A 21,453-nucleotide genomic window follows, 5' to 3' on the forward strand; every position below is an offset into this window, starting at 1 on the left:
AAAATTATCTTGGAAAGCAGGCCTACTCGACAATCAGTTTCTTTGTAGTATTTCTCCCATCTATTAATTGAATCTGCAAGAAATAAACTCCCGAGTTGACGGTTGCTAACGAAATAGCCTCTCCGGAACGTAAAACGCCTGCACTAACTTCACGCCCCACAGCATCCAAAAGCCGGTAGGAAGATAGATCCACACCATACACATAGAGATGTTGCGATGCAGGATTAGGATACAGTTTTATAGTAGGCAGGTTATTGTCTGCTACCGCCAATGTATCATCACAGATACGTTCTTGAACATTGAATGGACTCACTATCAATTGCAATGGTCCCATGGTTGGGGTGACTTGACCCGTAGTACCTATGATAGGATTAAATGCCAATGGTTGAAGCGTTAAGGATTTGTCTAAATAGACACATTCATTATCCTTAGATGCGGGAACGGCAAACAGTTCGGCCGCTGTTAACGAATTAGGTGTCGTTCGGTAACCTACATGATATAAAAAGGTGCCCGAACCATCGTTCAAGGTATACGGAAGGCTTATATCGGGATAATAAATGACGGGCTGTTGAAATCCCCAGAAATTAAATTCTTCGGGCCCGTGTTCCACATGAGGGACCAAATATTGTCGTGTACTGCCGGTGATCGCCCCGGTGACTTTGTCAAATTCATGTACGAATACATTCGTCTCTCCAAATTGAGGATTACTAGAACCATCGACCCAGGATTCATCACGATCGTATCCGGATATCAAGAGGGTATTGGGATTGTTGATCGATTCCATAATCCTAAAGGCGTAGGTGTTAAGATCGTTACCCGTTAAGAACCAACTACTCGGGTCAATGACCCCTGTAGCGTCGGCTAATTTTGTAACACCAAAATAATGCGTTTGTGAATAGTTACAAAGCATAAAAATCTGCTGGGAACCACTATCGTAATAGGCATCGACACTTACATCTTGAGAGTTTCCAAAGATGTAACTTTGATCCCAAACCGGATTGCCTAAGAAATCAATTTTGTAGGCGAGAACCCCCTGTTGATCGAGTCCAGGAGTGACCTGACCGGTAATACTCCCGGTAAGAAAAAAACCCGTAGGTGTTTCGGTAATGTCATTAATAAAGTCGAAATCAAACGTTCCGGCAGTACTATTGTTATTCTCTAGCTCAATAGTCCAAATGGGAACTAAATTCATATCGGTTCTCAATACAAATCCTATATTCAACCCGCAGTTGATATCGGTCGTTTGACATGCTCCAAAGAGGCCAACAATTAAAAATCCCGGATCTGATACAGTATCATTATTAGCATCGCTATTCGTATGAACGATCTTAAAACCTTGTGAATTGAAACCAGGATTTACCATATCATAAAAGTGCGCATTCAACACGGCCCCGTTACTGGCTTGTACTTCTGCGATAAAGGTGCTTCGCTTTCCGCTGCCATCGGCCACGTAGCCGGTTGCATAAATCGTATTGACAACATTGACAACGTCAAGTACTCTTACTTCCGGAAAAACAGCATCGGTGTAGGTATTGGACCATTGTATCATGCCTGCAGCATTTGTACGATGAATCGCCATGAGCTGGGTAGAGAAGTTCATATCAAAGATGTTTCCTGCGACGGCAAAATCATTTGAGGCATCATTGATTGACTCAAGATTAAGATCGTGATAAAATCCATTCGTCACTTCCACGTTCTTTTGAAACGGTTGGCTGTGAATCGTTACGGAGAATAATGAAATACAAGATAAAAATAGAAGTGTTTTCATGACAAATACATTTGGTTGAGATGCTGAAAGTACTAATGAATACTAGACGTAACAAGGCTCAATCAAGCATCCTACTACTTCATAAAACGAAAGTTGCGTTTCATTATAGGAATCCAATTTATTTTGTCCACATACTAAAAAGACACTAAGTTTGTTATCTTATAAATTCTCTTATGGAAGACGTTACTCTAATTCTAAGTTATGTGGCCTACCTGTTGCCGGCCATAGTAGTGGGACTTATTGCATACTATTTTTTTAAAGGACACACGGCGAACGAAGAAGGACGTCGCCGATATTTGATCCAGAAAGAAGCGCAAAACAAGATCCTGCCTATGCGACTACAAGCGTATGAGCGAATGACGCTATTCTTGGAACGTATTGACCCCAATAAATTGTTGGTTCGTGTACGACCTTTCGCCGATGAGGTAGAAAAGTACGAAACCTTACTTATTAAAAACATCGAACAAGAGTTTGAACATAACCTGACGCAACAAATCTACGTGACCCCTGAATGCTGGAACCTTATCAATGCCGCTAAAAATGCCACTATACATGTGATTCGACAGGGTGCCATGCACGAAAAAGAACATAATGCAGATCAAATGCGGGAATGGTTGCTTCGCAATTTTATGGAAGAAATAACCCCCTCTCAAAAAGCACTGGCTTACATTAAAAAAGAGGTAAGCGAACTGTTTTAGCGATCCTCAACCTTTATTTCGTTCAGTTCTGTATTCTTTTGTTTTGCGTAATTGAAGCCGATCTCCCACCACGTTGCCATCATTTTTTTATCGAAAATCAAGGAATTGGTCGTTAGTACCGTAGGCGTGTAATAGAGGTTGATAATGGCGTCGTGATTCCCGGCAACAAACTTACCAATGCGAATGTTTTGTTTCTCAATACGATCTAACATAAACCCATGCAGGTTGGTCAAGAGTGAGAATGGGTTCTTCGACGGCAATCTGTTATAATAGGTTACTTCCGTTTCCAAAATAATGACATCTACCGTTGTAGCCCCGCGATTGATCGCTTCTTCAATAGGAACCATACTTCCGAAGCCACCATCGGCGTACTCGCAGCCGTCTTTCTTAACCATGCTCATAAATGGAATGTAATTACATGAGATCCAAATCCAGTCCAGAAAGTCCTCGTAATTAAAATCGTTGATCGATTTGTATTCCACCTGATTGAGACTTAAGTTGGAAACCGTAACTACAACGTCTTTGGAGCCCTCTTTCAGCATATTGAACTCAAGCTGTGTAAAGGTTTCTTTAATGAGCTTACGCAAGTTTTGACTTTCTCCGAATGTCTTACTGCCACGCAAAAAATTACGCAATACATTAAAATGATCGATTCCTATTTGCTTTCCGCCGTATTTATCTTTCTTAATAAGAAAAGGTCGGCGATTAAAAATGCTGTTTTGATTCACGGAAGTATACACCTCTTTGATCTTTTCGACCTTTTGCAAGGCAAGATGTGAAATAAGTAAACTTCCGGTAGAGGTCCCTACAAAGAGATCATAGTCGTGAAACAGCTCCTCAATAAGATATTGTGCCACACCGCCCGCAAACGCTCCTTTGCTTCCCCCTCCTGAAATTACCAATGCCCTCATTCTGCTTTTTCTAAGGATTGAACACTCTTTTTTTCGGCTTCTGAAAAGAAGTCCCACATACCGGTTATTTTAGCTTTCAAAACTGGATCTCGCAACACTTCTTTCAGGATTGATCGTGCCGAATTTCGGAATCTCCAATTATGATGCACCGAAGCATTCACAAGATGTTCCAAAGTATCTTCGTCAAACAGTCCAAGTTCATATACATAACCAAAAGCCCGTTCACGAACTTCAAAAGCGAATTCGGGAGCTGTGTATCCTTTCAATTCCTCTAAGAAATTGCGTTTATTCGCTTCCTGATAGCCTTCAGTAAGGAGAGCGAGTGCCAACCATAACTGACGTACATTTCGATCCTGAAAACCAAGAACGCCCTTCATAGTATCTAAATAGAACGCTCTGCGTTCGGGTACTGCGGACCATAATCGATACAAAGCGGCTTCTTGAGTACTGTAGGAAGGATCATTCAGCAAATTTTCAAAAGAGGCTTGTAAGGAGGGCGGAATCTCCTCCATAGTAAGTGCAACGGCTTGCCGAATATACAAATTATCACTTTGCAACGCTTTCTGATAGAGTAAAAGTGCTTCGGAGACTGACTCGTTGGCCAATTGGTAGACTACCTCCTGACCTACATATTCGTTGTCTGATTGTAGTGCTTGTGACAACGCGACTTTTTTTTCAGCAAAAGGAGCATCCCGAAGGCTGGTAACTTCAAAAAAATGCAACATGGCATCATTTTTCTTTAAAGATTCATAGGCTTGAGCTGCCTTAAAGGCTGTTTGTTGTAACCAATCCTTTTCCCATTGAGAAATATCGACCGCGGTGACGGCTTTCACCTCATCCAAGAAATTATCTGTCGTCACATTTTTGAAAGCATATTTTGTAAGATAGTTCTTGACGGCCTGCTGAAATTGACGCTTCCCTATAATTTCCTTTAGCATATGTAATGCCCAGGCACCCTTTTCATAAAAGGTCAAGGAGCTCGCTTTAGGATCTAATAGGGATTCCCCTTTTCCGTCGTCACTCATTGCTTTTAACTGTTCTGCGCTTTGATACAGTTTCCAATAATAATATGCATCACCAAAGATTTCCTTTTCAGCCAACAAGGCGTAATAGGTAGCAAATCCTTCGTGGAGCCAATGGTGTGTTCCTTCGGTTTCAGTGACTAAATTTCCAAACCATTGATGCGCAAGCTCATGTGCATTGACATTGATGTAGTTCCTGTCATTAAATGCAATGCTATCTACTACAAAGGCTTCAGAAAAAAAGGTAGCCGTGGTGTTTTCCATTCCGGCGTATAAAAAGTCCTTTACGGGCACTTGCTTGTAATTCTGCCACGGGTACGGGACGCCAATTTCAGCTTCCAGAAAATTAAATATCTCTTTGCTGTATCGATAGGTAGGCTCCCACTTGGCGGTATCTCCTTCTGAAATATACAAGGCAATGGGTATACTGCTTTTGGATTTGATTTCTCGTTTTTTAAAGGGTCCTATTGCAAAAGCCACCAAATAACTGGACATAGGCTGCTGCATATCCCATTGCCAATAAGTAAGTTCATTTTCAGAATACGTTTGTTTTAACACCCCATTTGCGATCACTGTTTTGTTCTTAGGGCTCGCCAGCGTGAGGTCGAACTCTATCTTATCGTTCATATCATCTATACTGGGAAGCCAGTGTGAGGTATATTTTCCCTGTCCTTGGGTCCACAATTGTTCACCCACAAAATAGAGGGTTTGCCTCGGAAAGGCCTTATAAGTAAATGCTGCTGTGTACTCCTTCCCTTTTGTAAAGTCACCCAGCAGCCAAATACGATCGGTTGACGCTACCGTCTTTACATGAGAAGGATTCGCAAGCACTTTCATGTTCTTGGCATCCAAATAGAGTGAGTCTGTCTCCTGAAGCACTTTGAAGGTATAACGAACGCTTCCTTCGATGGAGCTTTCAGAAACATTGGGAATAAGGACAGCTTCTACTTTTAGGAAATCGACAACCTCCGTTTGTTGGGCAACGAGGAGTGAGGCAAAACACAAAAGGAAAGCGGAAATAAGTAGGCGCATGAAAGATGTGTATCAATTATCTGGCTAAAATTACAAAATCCTTAGTGGAGATTCCTTCTCTTCGCATGGAATTGCTAAATTCGTTCTATGAATGCGAATTTTCTGCAAACGCCTATCGACTATCTTAAGGGTGTTGGTCCCAATAGAGCAGACCTGCTTAAAAAAGAGCTCGGCATTCATACGTTTCAAGACCTGCTGAATCTGTTTCCCAACAGATACCTAGATCGAACGCAATATTATAAGATCGGACAATTACAACAAACCAATGCTGAAATTCAGGTCATTGGTAAGATCACACATCTCAAAATGGTGCAACAACAGCGGGGTAAACGCCTGGTTGCTACTTTTACAGATGAGACGGGCAGCATGGAGCTAGTTTGGTTTCGTGGTCACAAATGGATCAAAGAGCATTTAAAGATGAACGTTCCTTATGTGATCTTCGGAAAGACGACCTGGTTCAACGGAACCTTTTCGATGCCTCATCCCGATATGGAATTGTTGGAGGCACATGAGAAGAGCATTCGTTCTGCCATGCAGGCTGTTTATCCTTCCACTGAAAAATTATCGAACAGCGGTATTACAAATCGGGTAATTGGCGGGCTGATGCAACAGCTGTTTTTAGAGTCTAAAAAAGGATTTTCTGAAAGCCTTTCACAACCCCTTCTTGAACAGCTTAAATTACTGTCAAAAAACGAGGCACTTTTCAACGTACATTTCCCGAAAAGCCAATCCCATTTGGCACGTGCTCAATACCGATTAAAATTTGAAGAATTATTCTACATTCAGCTTCAACTTATACGTAAAAACCTACTTCATAAAACAAAAATAAAGGGGTATCCTTTTCCTGTTATAGGGGATCATTTTAATACCTTTTACAACCACCATTTACCCTTCGAATTAACCGAAGCACAGAAGCGGGTGATCAAAGAAATTAGACAAGATCTAGGGAGTCACGCACAGATGAATCGCTTGTTGCAGGGAGATGTTGGTTCCGGGAAGACCATAGTGGCGCTCTTATCAATGTTTATAGCACTTGACAATGGTTTCCAAGCCTGCTTGATGGCTCCTACTGAAATTTTGTCAGTCCAGCACTATAACAACATATTTGAATTGTGTAACTCACTCAATACCAGTATAGAATTGTTAACTGGTTCAACTAAAACTTCAAAAAGAAGAGAGATTCACGAAAAACTGAGAAACGGCTCCTTAGACATTCTCATCGGCACGCATGCGCTGCTCGAAGACAGCGTTATTTTTAAAAATTTAGGACTCGCTATCATTGATGAGCAACATCGTTTTGGAGTCGCCCAGCGGAGCAAATTGTGGCATAAAAATGACTATCCTCCGCACGTACTAATCATGACCGCCACCCCTATCCCCCGCACCCTTGCCATGAGCGTTTACGGAGACCTCGATATTAGTATTATTGATGAGTTACCTCCGGGACGAAAAGACATAAAAACCGTGCACAGATTTGATGCAAACAGACTCAAGGTTTTTCGCTTTTTAAAGGATGAAATATCAAAGGGTCGGCAGGTGTATATTGTCTATCCGCTTATCCAAGAAAGTGAGGCAATGGACTACAAGGATCTTATGGATGGTTACGAAAGTATTGTAAGGGAATTTCCGCTTCCCCAATATCAAGTCTCGATTGTTCACGGCCAAATGAAATCTGCCGACAAAGAGTATGAAATGGACCGATTTGTACAAGGTGAAACTCAAATCATGGTTGCTACGACCGTTATTGAAGTAGGTGTCGACGTTCCTAATGCAAGTGTCATGGTAATTGAAAGTGCAGAACGCTTCGGTTTATCGCAACTACATCAATTGCGGGGTCGTGTTGGGCGGGGTGCCGAGCAGAGTTACTGTATCCTAATGACTGGTCATAAACTCTCTGCCGACGCACGAACACGTCTGGAGACCATGGTGCGCACCAACGATGGTTTTGAAATTAGTGAGGTCGATCTAAAACTTCGAGGACCCGGTGATCTCATGGGAACTCAACAAAGCGGTGTCCTTAATTTGCGTATAGCCGATATTGTAAAGGATTCAGAAATAGTTAAGATCGCCCGCAGCTATGCCATTCAGGTACTCAAGGAAGACCCTAATTTGGAGCAACCGCACAATATCCCCATTAAACAGACCTTTGCACAGCTGTCTAAATACAAGAATATTTGGAATTATATTTCCTAAAAAATACGCCCTCTTTTAAAAGTTCATTTTTTTCTATGCCGTTCACCGTAAAGTAGTTACCTTTAGTTGTAGCACTTAAACTACACACTGCTATGACAACAACCAACTACCAATCCATTCTATTTTTTGCAATCGCTTGTTTTCTGTTCTTGGCGGGATGTTCCAATACCCCCTCTTCATCATCCATGGACCAACAGCGTTTTATTACGCCCAAAACCGAGACGCTGGAAGCAACCAAAAAAGAGCATACGGCCAATGTTCCGGCACCTGTGATGGAATCACTGCAATCATACGATCCCAAAACCGGAACCTACATTTTCAATGACGATGCCGACGCCGTGGAAAATCTTCAAGCCGGAACTGTCGTTCTTTTTGAAACGCATTCACTTCGCAAAATTAAGAACGTACGTAAAGAGAACGGAACCTTTGTCGTAACGACAGATTTTGCTAAACTCACCGATTATTACAAGGATGCCAACATCGAGTACAGCGCTCCAATAAATTGGTCCAACGCAACGGCAGCGACTACTACGATGCACGTTGGACAACCTGTTATTAGCATGGCTACCCCAATGTTGGGGCTGTTGACTCCTCAAGAGGAAGGAGAGGGAATTTCCCCGGAAGGCGAAGAAGGACTTCACATACGGTACGAGGAAATGATTAAAGGATGGAAAGTAGGGTTTAACCTCACTCCCGAAGCCGGTGGTAAGCTAAAGATAAAACTCAGTGCCGAAAAAGGCAATGTATGCAGTATTGTTGCCGAAGGTTTTATCTCCTCCTTTACCAGCAATGCACAAATTCTAATTGAAGATGGCGAAACCCAGCAATTCACCTATCGCAACGATGGGATGGAAGGCGAGATGGAAGTGAAATTCGCGGCAGTGGGTTTAGGATCGGAGATTGCCATTCTTGAAATTCCTGCAAAGATCGAAAGAACCATTTTGGTGAACGGAGTGATCCCTGTGACCCTGCGATTAAAAGCTAATTTAAAGATCTATCCGGAAGTAGCCCCCGGAAGTAGTAGTCAGGTGAGTATCAAACTCAAGTACAATAGTAGTATTGGTTTTAGCTATGAAACGGGTCATGTGAATACGTTTGCCGATGTAACCGGAGATCAAGCCGAGCAAACAGGAGACAGTAATACAGCTACCGCCGGAATTGCGGGCATGGGCGTGGGGGTTGAGTTTCCACGTTTCGAGATCGGTATTTTTGGCAATACCATAGTACCTTATCTGTTACTCAATACACATACATCGTCGTATCTTAGCACGGGTTTGTTGGATAACCGTCCTTGTCATACAGCGACCTGTAAATATGTTGTACATGCCGGTTTAAGCCTTAGTTTTTTAGGCTTAGGTGCTATAAACCATGACTATAAAGCTTTTGAAGAAGAGAAACGATGGATTGCAGAAGGATCTCATTGCGGCGATTGATCTTCCGGGGTTTCTTCGAGAAGCATTTGTACAAACCCTTCAAACTCTTTCACAAAGGCATCATATTCATCGCCTGTGGCGGGGCCGTTAAATCCGGTGTGAATCTTTCGAACGTTGCCGCTTTTATCGATGAAAATAGTAGTTGGATAGGAAAGCACGTGATTGAGCATAGGTAACTTGTCGTTAGCTTTTTGCTTGCTGCTACTGCCGTATTGAGCAAGTAGAATGGGATAAGGAACATCAACAGCATTTTTTAACTTGTTGATCGCTTGGATCGCTTTGGCTTCGGTTTTGGCATATTCAAAAGCAAGTGCTATAAATTCAAGTTGGTCGTTCTTGTTATTTTTATAATATTCTGAAAAGTATTTGGTCTCATCCAAACAGTTGGGGCACCAAGTACCCATAATTTGTACGATCACTACTTTATTCTGAAAGCGTTCATCGGACAAAGAGACCATCTCTCCCTTTGTGTTCGGAAAACTAAATTCGATATTCTGGTATCCCTCCTTCAAAAAGGTCAATGAATCTGCTTTTGGTAATTCGTAGTTTTCATTACGCTTCGCCGTAAAAGGTTCTTTCCAGTGATTTCCGCTGTAGAAAATTCCATTCATGATACTGTCCTTCACCTCTGCTTCAAACAGGAACGCGTGGGCCCCGTCGAAAGTTGAAAGTTTAAGTGAATCCCCTTCCACAGCGCCCTCCAAGAAGCGGTAATCGCCTGTAGTGGTCCTAAACGTACCCGTTACTTTATGTCCCTTCTGCTCGAAAATCCCTTTGGCTATATAGCGATCTGCTTCCGAATCAGGACTAAACACCGTCTCCCAATTTCCGGTCACGATCTGATTAGGTGCTTTTGAAAGTTCAAATCGTTCGGCCCGCCCCTGTTTCATCTTAAATGGCACCACACGATCCAAACTGGGTTGCACAAAATTTCCGTAGATAGAATCTTCAGTGTAGATCCCTTTAAAAATGCCTTCAAAAACAGGATGTTCCAAAAGAATACTATCGCCTTTTATGGTGACATCGGTGATCTCAATCGCTTCCCCCGCATTAAAAAAAGTAATGACATTTCCGGTACCATATTCCATTAAGAACGGGATCTTTTTCCCTTTATCCAATTCCAAAACAGCACGCCATTCCCCTATCTTAGGAGTTTTAGGGTCCCTGTTACAGGAGACAACCAACAGTGCGCTAAAGAGGAAAAGTAAATACTTCATATAATTTTGAATTTCTGATAGGGAAAGTATCAAAAATAGTCACAAAAAACGAGGTAAATGCTATCTTTGCGGTTTGTTAAGAATATTTTATGAAGATTTCATACAACTGGCTAAAACAATTTGTAAACATTGACTGGGATGCCCAAAAAACAGGGGAGTTACTCACAGATCTGGGACTCGAAATTGAAGGAATAGAATCGTTTACATCGGTACGCGGAGGCCTTCAGGGTATTGTCGTTGGCGAAGTAATGGAGTGTGAACCACACAGCAACGCCGATCGTCTTAAAGTAACCAAAGTAACCATTGGTGAGGGTCCTGATTTACAGATCGTTTGTGGCGCACCCAATGTTGCTGTAGGACAAAAAGTACCGGTTGCCACGGTAGGCACTACGTTGTATGATGCCGAAGGTAAGCCTTGGGAGATCAAGAAAGGAAAGATTCGCGGTGAGGTAAGTGAAGGCATGATCTGTGCCGAAGACGAACTTGGTCTGGGCGAAAGCCATGAGGGGATCTTAGTGCTTAACAAAAAACTAAAACCCGGCACCGATTTAGCTACGGTGTATAAAGTAGAGAATGATACGGTATTCGAGATAGGTCTCACTCCGAACCGTGCTGATGCCATGAGTCATTGGGGCGTCGCACGTGATCTTCGTGCAGGCTTGCTCCAAAAAGGGATGTCTGTAGAACTCATTACTCCTTCTACAAGCAGTTTTCATATTGATAACCGAACGCTCAAAATTGACGTACAAGTAAAGGAGCCTAAATTAGCTCCAAGATATTGTGGAATAACCCTTTCAGGATTAAAGGTGAAAGATTCACCCACTTGGTTACAAAACAGACTGAAGGCCATAGGCCTGGCGCCTATAAACAATGTCGTGGACGCCACAAATTATGTGTTGCACGAACTTGGGCAACCCCTGCACGCTTTCGATGCTGCGAAGATTTCCGGGAATAAGATCCTTGTAAAAACCCTAGCAGCCGGAACTAAATTCACAACGCTCGATGGCGTGGAGCGAATCTTAGATGGGGAAGATCTCATGATCTGTGATGCTGAAGGCCCTATGTGTATCGCCGGGGTTTTTGGCGGTATGTATAGCGGAGTCACCGATAAAACGACCAGCATCTTTTTGGAAAGCGCCTATTTCGATCCGGTGAGTGTTCGTAAAACAGCGAAACGACATAATTTAAATACTGATGCATCCTTCCGATTCGAACGTGGTATCGATCCCAATATCACGGAGTATGCGTTAATGCGGGCCGCAATTTTGATTACTGAAATCGCCGGAGGAGAGACCACCAGCGATGTCGTAGATATTTATCCTAAAAAAATAAGCGATCATCAAGTGGTCCTCAATTTTGAGAATACCGCAAGGCTTATTGGAGAGGAAATTCCGAAGGAAACCATAAAGAGCATTCTTACTTCCTTAGAGATTAAAGTAAATAACGTTACTGAAACCGGCATTGGTATGACCATTCCGGCCTATCGAAACGATGTGATCCGGGAAGTCGATGTCATCGAGGAGATCCTTCGGGTGTACGGATACAACAAGATCAATTTTACCGAAAAACTACACGCTTCTATAGCCACTACCAAGAAAGTAGAAGATTATAAGATTCAGAACAAGACCGCAGGTCAACTCATAGGACTGGGATTTCATGAGATGTTAGGAAATTCCCTCACTTCGGAAAAATATGTAGATCTAACCGCTTCTCTCAATCCGGAACACAGTGTTACCATGCTCAATCCGTTAAGTCAGGATCTATCAGTGTTACGGCAATCCATGGTGTTTGGCGGTTTGGAAGCCTTGGCATACAACAAGAATAGACGTATGCACAACGTTAAGTTGTTCGAATTCGGCAAAACCTATCACCAATATCCCGAAGGCCGTGTTGAAAAGAAACACTTGGCATTGACGATTTCCGGGACTAAGGAAATTGAGAACTGGGCAAGCAATTCGTCCCAGACCAATTTCTTTTATCTGAAGGGAGTGATCACCGCCATTTTACAGCGTTTAGGGATTGCGGGATATACCGAGAAGGGCTTGAAAAGTGATCTTTTTTCGGAAGGGATTTGCTTTGTAAAGGAGAAAAAGACATTGGTGGAATTCGGTGTGCTGCGCAAGAAGCTTACTTCGGCTTTCGATATCGATGCCGAGACATTCTACGCCGATTTCAATTGGGACTTGGTGCTGGAAGAGATCCCCACAGGGACTTTTGAAATGAAGGCCATTCCTAAGTTTCCCGAAGTAACCAGAGACTTTGCCCTTTTATTGGACACTGCCGTTGCCTTCGAAAGTTTAAGAGATGCGGCTTTTCAAACCGAACAATCCTTACTGAAAGAGGTCACATTGTTTGATGTCTTTACAGGAACGAAACTACCGGCCGGAAAGAAATCCTATGCGGTGTCGTTCACACTTCAGGATGAGAATAAAACGCTCACCGACAAACAGATCGATAAGATCATGGCAAAATTGCAACAACGTTTTGAAACCGATTTCGGAGCCACATTGCGTTAAACGAAAAAGCGTCCGCTAGTAGGTAGCAGACGCTTTTAATTTCGATACAAAGAAGATTATTTCTTGCTATTATTACCGGGCAATACGACTGTATCTACCACATGGATCACTCCGTTGGATTGAAACACATCTGCAATAGTGACCATAGACATTCCGCCGTTCTCATCTTTTAAAACTACGTTAGATCCTTTCAACATCGCGGTTAGCGTTCCCCCGCTCACGGTCTTAAAAGTAGCTTTACCTTTCCCCTTTTTGATAGCATTTACAATAGCTTCAGCTGAATAGTTCCCGGAAAGCACATGATACGTTAGAATACTTTGAAGTTTCGCTTTGTTCTCCGGTTGTACCAATGCCTCAACAGTTCCGGCAGGTAATTTGGCAAAAGCAGCATCGGTTGGGGCGAAAACGGTAAACGGTCCATCACCTTGTAGCACATCCACCAGTTCTGCTGCTTTTACAGCTGCCACTAACGTGGTATGGTCTTTTGAATTAACCGCATTTTGAATAATATTCTTGCTGGGATACATGGCAGCTCCACCCACCATCACGGTCTTTTCATTATTCATGTTATCCTTCATCATTTTGTCCTGCGCGATTGAAGTGCTACCCACAAAAAGAGTTACTGTTACGGCAATAAGTGTACTAATGTTTGACTTTTTCATAATCTAATTTTTTGTTTTGAGTTATATGCATACAAACGAAATCCGAAGTACTGCGGTTTTAGCAGACTTCGGATTTATTATTTATTTAACGTTTGTAAGACCCCTCTAGGAACCGCTACTTGGCCGTAGCCGGAAAAACCAATCCGTTTAAAATATGAAAGAATCCATTGGCATGATAGAAATTTGAGGCCGTGATCGTGGCTGTATTACCATTCTTGTCGAACACGATCACTTTTCCGTCGCGTTCCTTAACGCCAAGCTGTTCGCCGTTTATAGTATTGAGATACGCGGTTCCTCCATTTTTTGATATCGCAAGTCGCAAGGTTGTAGCGTCCAATCGTCCGGGAACCACATAGTATGAAAAGAAATTCTTCATAGTATTCTTTGATGCAAACAAGGCTTTGTACTCGTTCTTATCCAGTGCCTTGTATGCAGCGTCTTCGGCAACAAACACAGTGACCATAGTATCCTCGTTAAGCATGTGAGCTTCCACATCCTTTAAGATACGTTGGGTCTCACTGAATTCTTCCGTAAGGGCAAGGTTTTCTGAAAGTGTTTTTTGCGAATCGAACGTAACTTCGTTCCATGTGGTCTTTACTGAAGGATTTTCCTTGCTCAAGGCACTCTGTGATAGCACATTCAGCGTTAAGAAGGTTGTCAAAAGTAAGAATGCAGTACGCTTTAAGATCATTTTATATGAGTTTAATTCGCTAAAATTAATCAATTACGATACCAAAACGGAGAATGTTCTCAATTATTTAGTGTCTTTTCAAATTAATGTTAAAATGTTGTTCGACTGAAGGCTTGTCTGTATTTTTAAAAGAAAATTGCCGCCATGCTTTCCAAAACCAATATTGAAGAACAACTAAAACGCTCCAGAAACAAGCGAATCACTTCCGAAGCGATCTTGGCAGAAGTACACGCCATACTTGCACAAAATGAAACCATACGTGCCGGGATCAAAAGTCGATTGCAAGGTATTCCTTCCCCTGATAAGCCTTCAGAACCTATAGATATATCCCATCTGGAACCCCAGCGGATCTATGAGCTTCAGGATATTAAGAAAATATGTGTCGATTACCGTCTTCGATTCTTAGATGCATATTATTTTAAAGGACCGTTTCCTTCCGAAGCCATTTCGGCCATACGTGAGTTCGAAAAAATTCATAACACCCGGCTAGAACATTTCAAGATCATGGCTCCTTCAAAATTGTTGAAACTTGAAAATGCCGATGACCCCTTGCTATTCATACCGTTAGGAAATGATTATTTCTATTTGATACACACGTGGGGAAATGATCTTCACCCCTTTAGGAAAGCCCTTATGTGGCCCTATAAAAGTTTTGAGAACCTTGTCTTCACCATCTTTATCGTGAGTATAATTTTAACTGCGATGATGCCGTTGCATCTGTTTACACCAGTGGTAACGCCCCAAGAGTATCTCCTTATGTTCTTATTTATGTTTAAGGCCGTAGGCGGTATCGTACTCTTTTATGGTTTTGCCAAGGGGAAAAATTTCAACAATGCTATTTGGGATAGCAAATTCTATAATGCCTAAAGAAAAAAGATATGTCACAATACAAGAACGAAACGACAAGAATTTATACCGGTCCGGCGATGATCGCCAAAGGATTGGTGTCGCGGCTTAATGATCTGGGGATCAGCCCAATTGAGCGAAATGATAACGAAAGTAGTATTCAAGCCGGCTTCACAATAGGTGTTCCCGGTCAAGTGATGCTGTATATTCGTAACGACGAACTTCCTAAGGCGCAGCAAACCATCGATGCATACTTAAAAGAAATAGGTGAATAGCCGTTAAACCTTTTCGGCATACATACTATCCCGCTGCTCCTTGATCTTCTTATCGTTCATATACTCATCAAAGGTCATATAACGATCGATCACCCCATTAGGTGTTAGTTCTATAACGCGATTCCCTACCGTCTGCGCAAATTCATGATCGTGTGTGGTGAACAGAACCGTCCCCTTAAAATTCTTCAAGGAGTTGTTAAATGCCGTGATCGATTCCAGGTCCAAGTGATTGGTGGGTTCATCAAGAAGAAGCACGTTGGCACGCATCATCATCATTCGGCTTAGCATACAACGAACTTTTTCACCTCCGGATAGTACATTTGATTTCTTCAATGCCTCTTCACCGCTAAACAACATTTTACCCAAAAATCCGCGTATGTACACTTCCTCTCGCTCTTCTTCGGTCTTGGCCCATTGCCGCAACCAATCGACCAAAGACATCGTATTGTCGAAAAAAGAACTGTTGTCCAAAGGCAAATAACTTTGTGCCGTGGTAACGCCCCATTGATAGTTCCCGGTGTCGGCTTTGGCATTCCCGCTAATAATCTCATAAAATGCCGTTGTGGCACGAGAATCTCTCGAGTACACAACTACCTTATCTCCTTTTGCCAGATTGATATCCACGTTTTTAAAAAGTACTTCTTCGTCAAGTGATGCCGAAAGATTCTCGACGTTTAGAATTTGATCTCCCGCTTCACGTTCGCGTTCGAAGATAATGGCCGGATACCTGCGGCTGGAGGGTTTAATATCTGAAACATTCAGTTTCTCGATCATTTTCTTTCTACTGGTTGCTTGTTTCGACTTTGCCACGTTCGCAGAAAATCGTCTAATGAATTCTTCCAGTTCTTTCTTTTTCTCTTCGGCCTTCTTGTTTTGCTGTGCCCGCTGTCTGGCTGCTAACTGACTGCTTTCGTACCAGAAGGTATAATTACCGCTGTAATGGTTGATCTTTCCAAAGTCGATATCGCTAATATGTGTACACACCGAATCTAAAAAGTGCCTGTCGTGAGACACCACGATCACACAATTGTCATAATTAGCTAAAAAGTTCTCTAGCCAGCTTATGGTTTCATAATCGAGATCGTTGGTTGGCTCATCCATGATCAACACATCCGGATTGCCGAACAAGGCCTGTGCAAGCAGAACGCGTACTTTCTGTTTTCCGTCTAAGTCGCCCATAAGGCTGTAGTGCGCTGTTTCGTCAATACCAAGGTTAGACAACAAAGCTGCCGCGTCACTTTCGGCATTCCACCCGTTCATCTCCTCAAAAGCAACCTGAAGTTCCCCGATGCGCTCTGCGTTTTCATCGGAATAATCTTCGTACAGCTTATCGATCTCAGATTTAATAGCGAACAGTTCCTTGTTTCCGCGAAGCACGGTTTCCAATACCATAAACTCGTCGTAAGCGTTGTGGTTCTGTTCCAACACCGACATACGCTTACCGGGTTCTAAATGCACATGACCAGAAGTTGGATCTTGCTTGCCCGAAAGGATCTTTAAAAAGGTAGATTTTCCGGCCCCGTTTGCCCCAATGATGCCATAGCAATTGCCCTGTACAAATTGGGTATTGACATCGTCAAATAGGACTCGTTTCCCGAATTGAACCGATAGATTTGAAACTGAAAGCATAGCGTTTAGAAATTTTTGTAATTCGCCACAAAAGTAGCCAATTAACTGGGATTGAAGAAACATTAACGTTTTAAAATTCCTTTTAACGAGGAATTAACATTCCCACCCTGCATGGTGAATTACTTTTGTTTCTACCTAAACCACAGCACCCATTGTTTAATAAGTTACTATTCCTCCTTTTCATAGTTTTGGGCGTTTCCTGCAATAACGCTTCAGAAGATTCCTCCAAGACCATTTGGATTGGCGGAGAAGTAGTCAATCCCAAGTCTGAAAGTGTAGTCCTTCGGAAGGATCAAAAAGTATTGGACACTGTAGCTTTGAACGACAAGAACTTCTTTCTTTACGAAGCCAAGGATTTTAAGAGTGGATTCTATTCCTTTCAGCATTTCGAATACCAAATGTTTTATGTTGAGCCCGGTGACAGTATCATCTTTAGGGTAAATACCGTAGATTTCGACGAATCTCTTACTTACACGGGCAAAGGAGCAGACAAGAACAATCTTCTTATGGAGCTTTTTCTTCTTAATGAAGCCGAGAACAAAGTGGTTCCATCTTGGTATACACTTTCTCCAAAAGCTTACGAAGCCAAATTGGATTCCCTAAAACAAATACGTGTTTCTATGTTTGAAGATTTTAAGGATTCACATGATACCAGCGAAGCGTTTGAAGCTATTGTAGATGCCAATATCAACTACGATTACTTTTCAAAAAAGGAGATGTACGTAACCGCCAATGCAGCGAATTCCATAACCTATCCCAAAGGTTTTTTCGACTATCGCAAGAAGATTGACTTTGGCAATGAAGAACTTCGTTCTTATTATCCCTACTACCGATTCCTCAATCGCTACTTTGATAATATTGTATATGAAAAGTATAAATCGGAACAGGATTTAGACAAATTTTCCTATCTGCACAATTATCACAAGATCCAAACCATCGATAGCCTAGTAACGAACGATTCATTAAAAAACAACTTGCTTCGCACTTTCGTAAAACATTATTTGATCAACGGGAAGGACGCCGAAAAAGAAAGGCGTATCAAAGAACTCTTTTTAAAGACAAATACCAACGCTTATCACCATCGTGAGATCGAAGCACTCGCCGAAGCAACAATGCGTTTGACTCCCGGGAATATCATTCCCAATGTACTATTAGTGACCACAGATAATACCGTGACAGACCTACAGAAGTTGATCAAGAAACCAACCGTTCTGTATTTCTGGTCGGCTCAATCCATGCGCCATTATAAAGACATACATTCGAAAGCAGCCGAGTTGAAAGATAAATATCCCGAATACGACTTTATTGGAATAAATACCGATACCCATTTTAAAAAATGGCGCGATATTGTTCGCAATGCCGGATACAGCCATAAGTTGGAGTTTCAACTGGAAAATATAGATGAGGCTGAAAATAAACTGGTGATCAATACAGTGAATAAATCCATACTCGTAGATAAAAACGGGGTTATCCTAGAAGGAAATGCCAATCTCTTTAATCCGCAAATGGAAGCGCTGCTGTTAGGTTACCTCAATCAATAGCATCAAAATAAACCCACAAAAAAAGCCTCCATTATTGGAGGCTTTTTCTGTGGGTGATTGAATTTTAGTTCCCTTTCTTATAATCGGCTAAGAAGGTTGCCAGGCCAATATCTGTAAGCGGATGTTTAAGCAACCCTTCTATAGAGGATAAAGGCCCTGTCATCACATCGGCTCCTATTTTAGCACATTCAAGTACATGCATGGTATGACGCACGGAAGCGGCAAGAATTTGTGTTTCAAAACCGTAATTATCGTAGATCAAGCGAATGTCGGCAATAAGGCTCAATCCATCGGTGGAAATATCATCCAACCGGCCAATAAAGGGAGATACATAGGTCGCTCCTGCCTTGGCTGCTAGCAAGGCCTGTCCTGCAGAGAACACCAAGGTACAGTTGGTTCGAATCCCGTGATCTGTAAAATATTTAATAGCCTTTACGCCTTCTTTAATCATAGGGATCTTGACTACGATCTGTTCATGGAGCTCGGCCAGCTCCTCTCCTTCCTTTACCATGCCTTCAAAATCGGTTGCGATCACTTCGGCAGAGACATCACCATCCACGATCTTGCAGATGTCTACATAATGTTTAAGAATATTGTTTCGTCCGGTAATACCTTCCTTCGCCATTAACGAAGGATTTGTAGTCACACCATCGAGCACTCCTAAGTTTTGAGCCTCGCGAATTTGATCCAGATTAGCCGTATCAATGAAAAATTTCATAGTAAAGGGTTTATAATTTTAGTAGGTACAAAAGTACATAAGATCGTCTTGTTGTAAAACGTTTGCACTAACTATTTTCCGAACAAGCATTGTTTACAACCTACTTGAGCTTATAGTGATTGAGCAACATTCGCTCGTATACCTTATCGGGTAGCACTCTTTTAAGTACAATGGAGAATTTTTGAAGGGGCGCCCCAACTTTATAATGAATTCGGGGTTTCGTAGTGGAAATGATTTTGAATACCATTTGCGCCATTTTTGCAGGGTCCTCACCTTTATCTACATGTTCGTTCATTTGACGAAGGGTACTCCCATAGGCATCTCTGTAAGGCGAATCTTCCAAGACCGGGGCGTGATACCTTCCGGCAGCTATATTGGTGGCAAAATCCCCCGGGGCAATATTGGTCATTTCAATACCAAACTGCTTTACTTCCATACGAAAAGCCTCGGTGGTGATCTCTAAAGCCGATTTGGTGGCGCTGTAGATCCCGCGATACGGCAATCCCATATATCCGGCAATAGAGGTTATATTGAGAATGTGTCCCCTATGTTGCTGCCGCATTTGCGGTAACACTGCCTTCATCACACGGATGGGCCCGTACAAGTTGGTTTCGAACGCTTTATGGATCTCTGCATCGGGAGTTTCTTCAATGGGACCGGTTATACCAACTCCTGCATTGTTAATAAGCACGTCCAGCCTGCCTTCTCTTTTAATAACTTCGGAAACAGCCGCTTCAATAGAAGCAGTATCTGTCACGTCCATGGCTAGCAAGGGAAAAGAACATTGGTCTGTATACTTTTGAGGCGTTCTGCTAGTTCCGTAAACACGGAACCCTTTTTTGGTAAGAAATTCGGCTATGGCTTTCCCAATTCCTGAAGAACCTCCGGTAATAAAAACTACGTTCGCCATACGATTGCTTGAAAGGACAAAGATGCGTTACCCTGTGTACTTTTCCAAAAGATTGGAACGAAAAATAAGGGTACAAAAAATGGCAAGCTACCTACATCACACCGCTACGACCGTCTACCCTTGCTGCGTTCCCGCCCTGGGGGATTCAACAGGAGCTGGTTGTGTAGGACTTGCCGGTGCAAATATACGGGATTTTGTAGATTTCACAATGATTTTTAGTTCTAGATTATAATAAATATCTTGCCGAAAATTTGATCGAATCATGAAATTCCATAAGTATTTTATAGTGATGCTCTTAGCGGCTTTTGTAAGCGGCTGCGGCGATACATCAGAAAATGCCAACGACCTGTTCAGCATCCAAATCAAGGAGAATAAGAAGGTGTATACACCGGCCGAAACGATCTCGGTGTCGTTACAAAATATAAAGAACCGAGATATTTCTTCGGTGACCTACCTGCTGGATGACGATGTGATCGCTTCGGTGGAAGGAACAGCGCCTGTTTCGGTCTCTCTTTCAGAAAAAAAACTGGGACAACGAAACTTGAAAGCGCGTATCGAATCGAATGGATCCACCTATTCGGTAACAAAAATTTTTACCATGGTCGCTTCAGAAAAACCAAAACTTTATACCTATAAGATTTTAGAACGATATCCTCACGACCGTGATGCGTATACTCAAGGGCTAGAGTTTGAAAATGATACATTATACGAAAGTACAGGACAATACAAATCTTCATCGCTTCGAAAAACCAATTATACTACCGGCGAGGTGCTAGAGCAAGTCCCCTTGCCCGAAACCTACTTTGGTGAAGGTCTTACGATTTTAAATGATAAGATTTACCAACTTACTTGGCAAGAGAACACGGGATTCATCTATAACCTGGCAACCCTGGAGAAAAAAGGAACGTTTGTCTATGGAGCAAGCAAGGAAGGATGGGGATTGTGCAATGACGGTACGAACATCTATAAAAGTGACGGAACCGAAAAGATCTGGACCTTAAGTCCGGAGACTCTTGGTGAAGAAGGGTACATCGAGATCTATACGAACACCAGTAAGATCCCAAGAGTGAACGAACTGGAATGGGTAGAAGGAAAGATCTATGCCAATATCTACCAACAAAGTGCCATTGCCATTGTGAATCCTACCAACGGCGCTGTAGAAGGCGTGATCAATCTTAGCAATTTAAAGGACGAAGTCACACAACATGACAAGTTGGATGTTTTAAACGGAATTGCCTACAAGGGCGAGCCAAACATTTTGTATGTTACCGGAAAGAATTGGGACCAATTGTTTAAGATCGAGATCATCGAGAAATAACACTTCCTTTTTTAAGGATGTTTGTACCCTTACCGAAACCGATAACTTTTAAGGACTACAATAATTAGCTCCA

General features: G+C 42.3%; 17 protein-coding genes and 1 other RNA gene. 8 read left to right on the plus strand and 10 right to left on the minus strand.

Features of this window, described 5'->3' with window-relative positions:
- Positions 1–22: 22 nt before the first annotated feature.
- The gene (locus tag AACZ11_RS04065; protein WP_290626948.1) at positions 23–1,768 is read right to left on the minus strand and encodes a T9SS type A sorting domain-containing protein; all 1,746 of its coding nucleotides are present in this window, start codon (positions 1,766–1,768) and stop codon (positions 23–25) included.
- A 173-nt stretch (positions 1,769–1,941) separates the two neighbouring features.
- On the opposite strand from AACZ11_RS04065, the gene AACZ11_RS04070 reads away from it, so the two are divergent.
- Positions 1,942–2,466: a hypothetical protein gene (locus AACZ11_RS04070; protein WP_290626949.1), complete on the plus strand. Its 525-nt coding sequence runs from the start codon at positions 1,942–1,944 to the stop codon at positions 2,464–2,466.
- On the opposite strand, the gene AACZ11_RS04075 is transcribed toward AACZ11_RS04070, so the two are convergent.
- Positions 2,463–3,377 carry a patatin-like phospholipase family protein gene (locus tag AACZ11_RS04075; RefSeq protein ID WP_290626951.1) on the minus strand — a complete coding sequence of 305 codons (915 nt, stop codon included), beginning with the start codon at positions 3,375–3,377 and terminating at the stop codon, positions 2,463–2,465. The genes AACZ11_RS04070 and AACZ11_RS04075 overlap by 4 nt on opposite strands.
- Positions 3,374–5,431, minus strand: a complete 2,058-nt coding sequence (locus tag AACZ11_RS04080; RefSeq protein WP_290626953.1) for a M1 family metallopeptidase — start codon at positions 5,429–5,431, stop codon at positions 3,374–3,376. Before AACZ11_RS04080 ends, AACZ11_RS04075 begins: the two co-directional genes overlap by 4 nt.
- 87 nt (positions 5,432–5,518) lie before the next feature.
- On the opposite strand from AACZ11_RS04080, the gene recG reads away from it, so the two are divergent.
- Positions 5,519–7,624, plus strand: a complete 2,106-nt coding sequence (gene recG, locus AACZ11_RS04085; RefSeq protein WP_290626955.1) for an ATP-dependent DNA helicase RecG — start codon at positions 5,519–5,521, stop codon at positions 7,622–7,624.
- Between the two features lie 92 nt (positions 7,625–7,716).
- Complete coding sequence (locus AACZ11_RS04090; RefSeq protein ID WP_290626957.1) at positions 7,717–9,057, plus strand: hypothetical protein; 1,341 nt, start codon at positions 7,717–7,719, stop codon at positions 9,055–9,057.
- Here AACZ11_RS04090 and AACZ11_RS04095 read toward each other — a convergent pair.
- On the minus strand, positions 9,042–10,274 hold the full coding sequence (locus AACZ11_RS04095; RefSeq protein WP_290626959.1) for a TlpA disulfide reductase family protein: 1,233 nt from the start codon (positions 10,272–10,274) through the stop codon (positions 9,042–9,044). The genes AACZ11_RS04090 and AACZ11_RS04095 overlap by 16 nt on opposite strands.
- Positions 10,275–10,363: 89 nt before the next feature.
- Here AACZ11_RS04095 and pheT point away from each other — a divergent pair, with 89 nt between their 5' ends.
- Positions 10,364–12,790: a phenylalanine--tRNA ligase subunit beta gene (gene pheT, locus AACZ11_RS04100; RefSeq protein ID WP_290626961.1), complete on the plus strand. Its 2,427-nt coding sequence runs from the start codon at positions 10,364–10,366 to the stop codon at positions 12,788–12,790.
- Positions 12,791–12,846: 56 nt separating this feature from the next.
- Here pheT and AACZ11_RS04105 read toward each other — a convergent pair whose 3' ends face one another.
- Entirely contained in the window at positions 12,847–13,452 is a 606-nt protein-coding gene (locus AACZ11_RS04105; RefSeq protein WP_290626963.1) for a fasciclin domain-containing protein, read from the minus strand.
- Positions 13,453–13,567: 115 nt separating this feature from the next.
- Entirely contained in the window at positions 13,568–14,143 is a 576-nt protein-coding gene (locus tag AACZ11_RS04110; protein WP_290626965.1) for a fasciclin domain-containing protein, read from the minus strand.
- Between the two features lie 144 nt (positions 14,144–14,287).
- On the opposite strand from AACZ11_RS04110, the gene AACZ11_RS04115 reads away from it, so the two are divergent.
- Together AACZ11_RS04115 and AACZ11_RS04120 are read left to right on the plus strand one after the other, a co-directional pair.
- Positions 14,288–15,010 (plus strand): hypothetical protein, encoded by a 723-nt coding sequence (locus AACZ11_RS04115; protein ID WP_339831558.1) that lies wholly within the window; start codon positions 14,288–14,290, stop codon positions 15,008–15,010.
- Between the two features lie 11 nt (positions 15,011–15,021).
- Entirely contained in the window at positions 15,022–15,264 is a 243-nt protein-coding gene (locus tag AACZ11_RS04120) for a DUF2007 domain-containing protein (RefSeq protein ID WP_290625870.1), read from the plus strand.
- Between the two features lie 3 nt (positions 15,265–15,267).
- On the opposite strand, the gene AACZ11_RS04125 is transcribed toward AACZ11_RS04120, so the two are convergent.
- Positions 15,268–16,893 carry an ATP-binding cassette domain-containing protein gene (locus AACZ11_RS04125; RefSeq protein ID WP_290625869.1) on the minus strand — a complete coding sequence of 542 codons (1,626 nt, stop codon included), beginning with the start codon at positions 16,891–16,893 and terminating at the stop codon, positions 15,268–15,270.
- 152 nt (positions 16,894–17,045) lie between these two features.
- Between AACZ11_RS04125 and AACZ11_RS04130 the strand changes: the two genes are divergently transcribed.
- On the plus strand, positions 17,046–18,434 hold the full coding sequence (locus AACZ11_RS04130) for a thioredoxin-like domain-containing protein (protein WP_290625868.1): 1,389 nt from the start codon (positions 17,046–17,048) through the stop codon (positions 18,432–18,434).
- Positions 18,435–18,498: 64 nt separating this feature from the next.
- On the opposite strand, the gene fsa is transcribed toward AACZ11_RS04130, so the two are convergent.
- The 3 genes from fsa to ffs form a co-directional block, all read right to left on the minus strand.
- Positions 18,499–19,152, minus strand: coding sequence for a fructose-6-phosphate aldolase (gene fsa, locus AACZ11_RS04135; RefSeq protein WP_034257753.1), 654 nt, complete (start codon positions 19,150–19,152; stop codon positions 18,499–18,501).
- A gap of 100 nt (positions 19,153–19,252) precedes the next feature.
- Positions 19,253–20,062 (minus strand): SDR family oxidoreductase, encoded by an 810-nt coding sequence (locus AACZ11_RS04140; RefSeq protein ID WP_290625867.1) that lies wholly within the window; start codon positions 20,060–20,062, stop codon positions 19,253–19,255.
- Between the two features lie 77 nt (positions 20,063–20,139).
- An RNA gene (gene ffs, locus AACZ11_RS04145) (signal recognition particle sRNA small type) lies at positions 20,140–20,238 on the minus strand.
- A gap of 86 nt (positions 20,239–20,324) precedes the next feature.
- Between ffs and AACZ11_RS04150 the strand changes: the two genes are divergently transcribed.
- Positions 20,325–21,380: a glutaminyl-peptide cyclotransferase gene (locus AACZ11_RS04150; RefSeq protein ID WP_290625866.1), complete on the plus strand. Its 1,056-nt coding sequence runs from the start codon at positions 20,325–20,327 to the stop codon at positions 21,378–21,380.
- Positions 21,381–21,453: the final 73 nt, after the last annotated feature.

It is taken from the genome of uncultured Altibacter sp., assembly GCF_963972995.1.
Lineage (GTDB): Bacteria > Bacteroidota > Bacteroidia > Flavobacteriales > Flavobacteriaceae > Altibacter.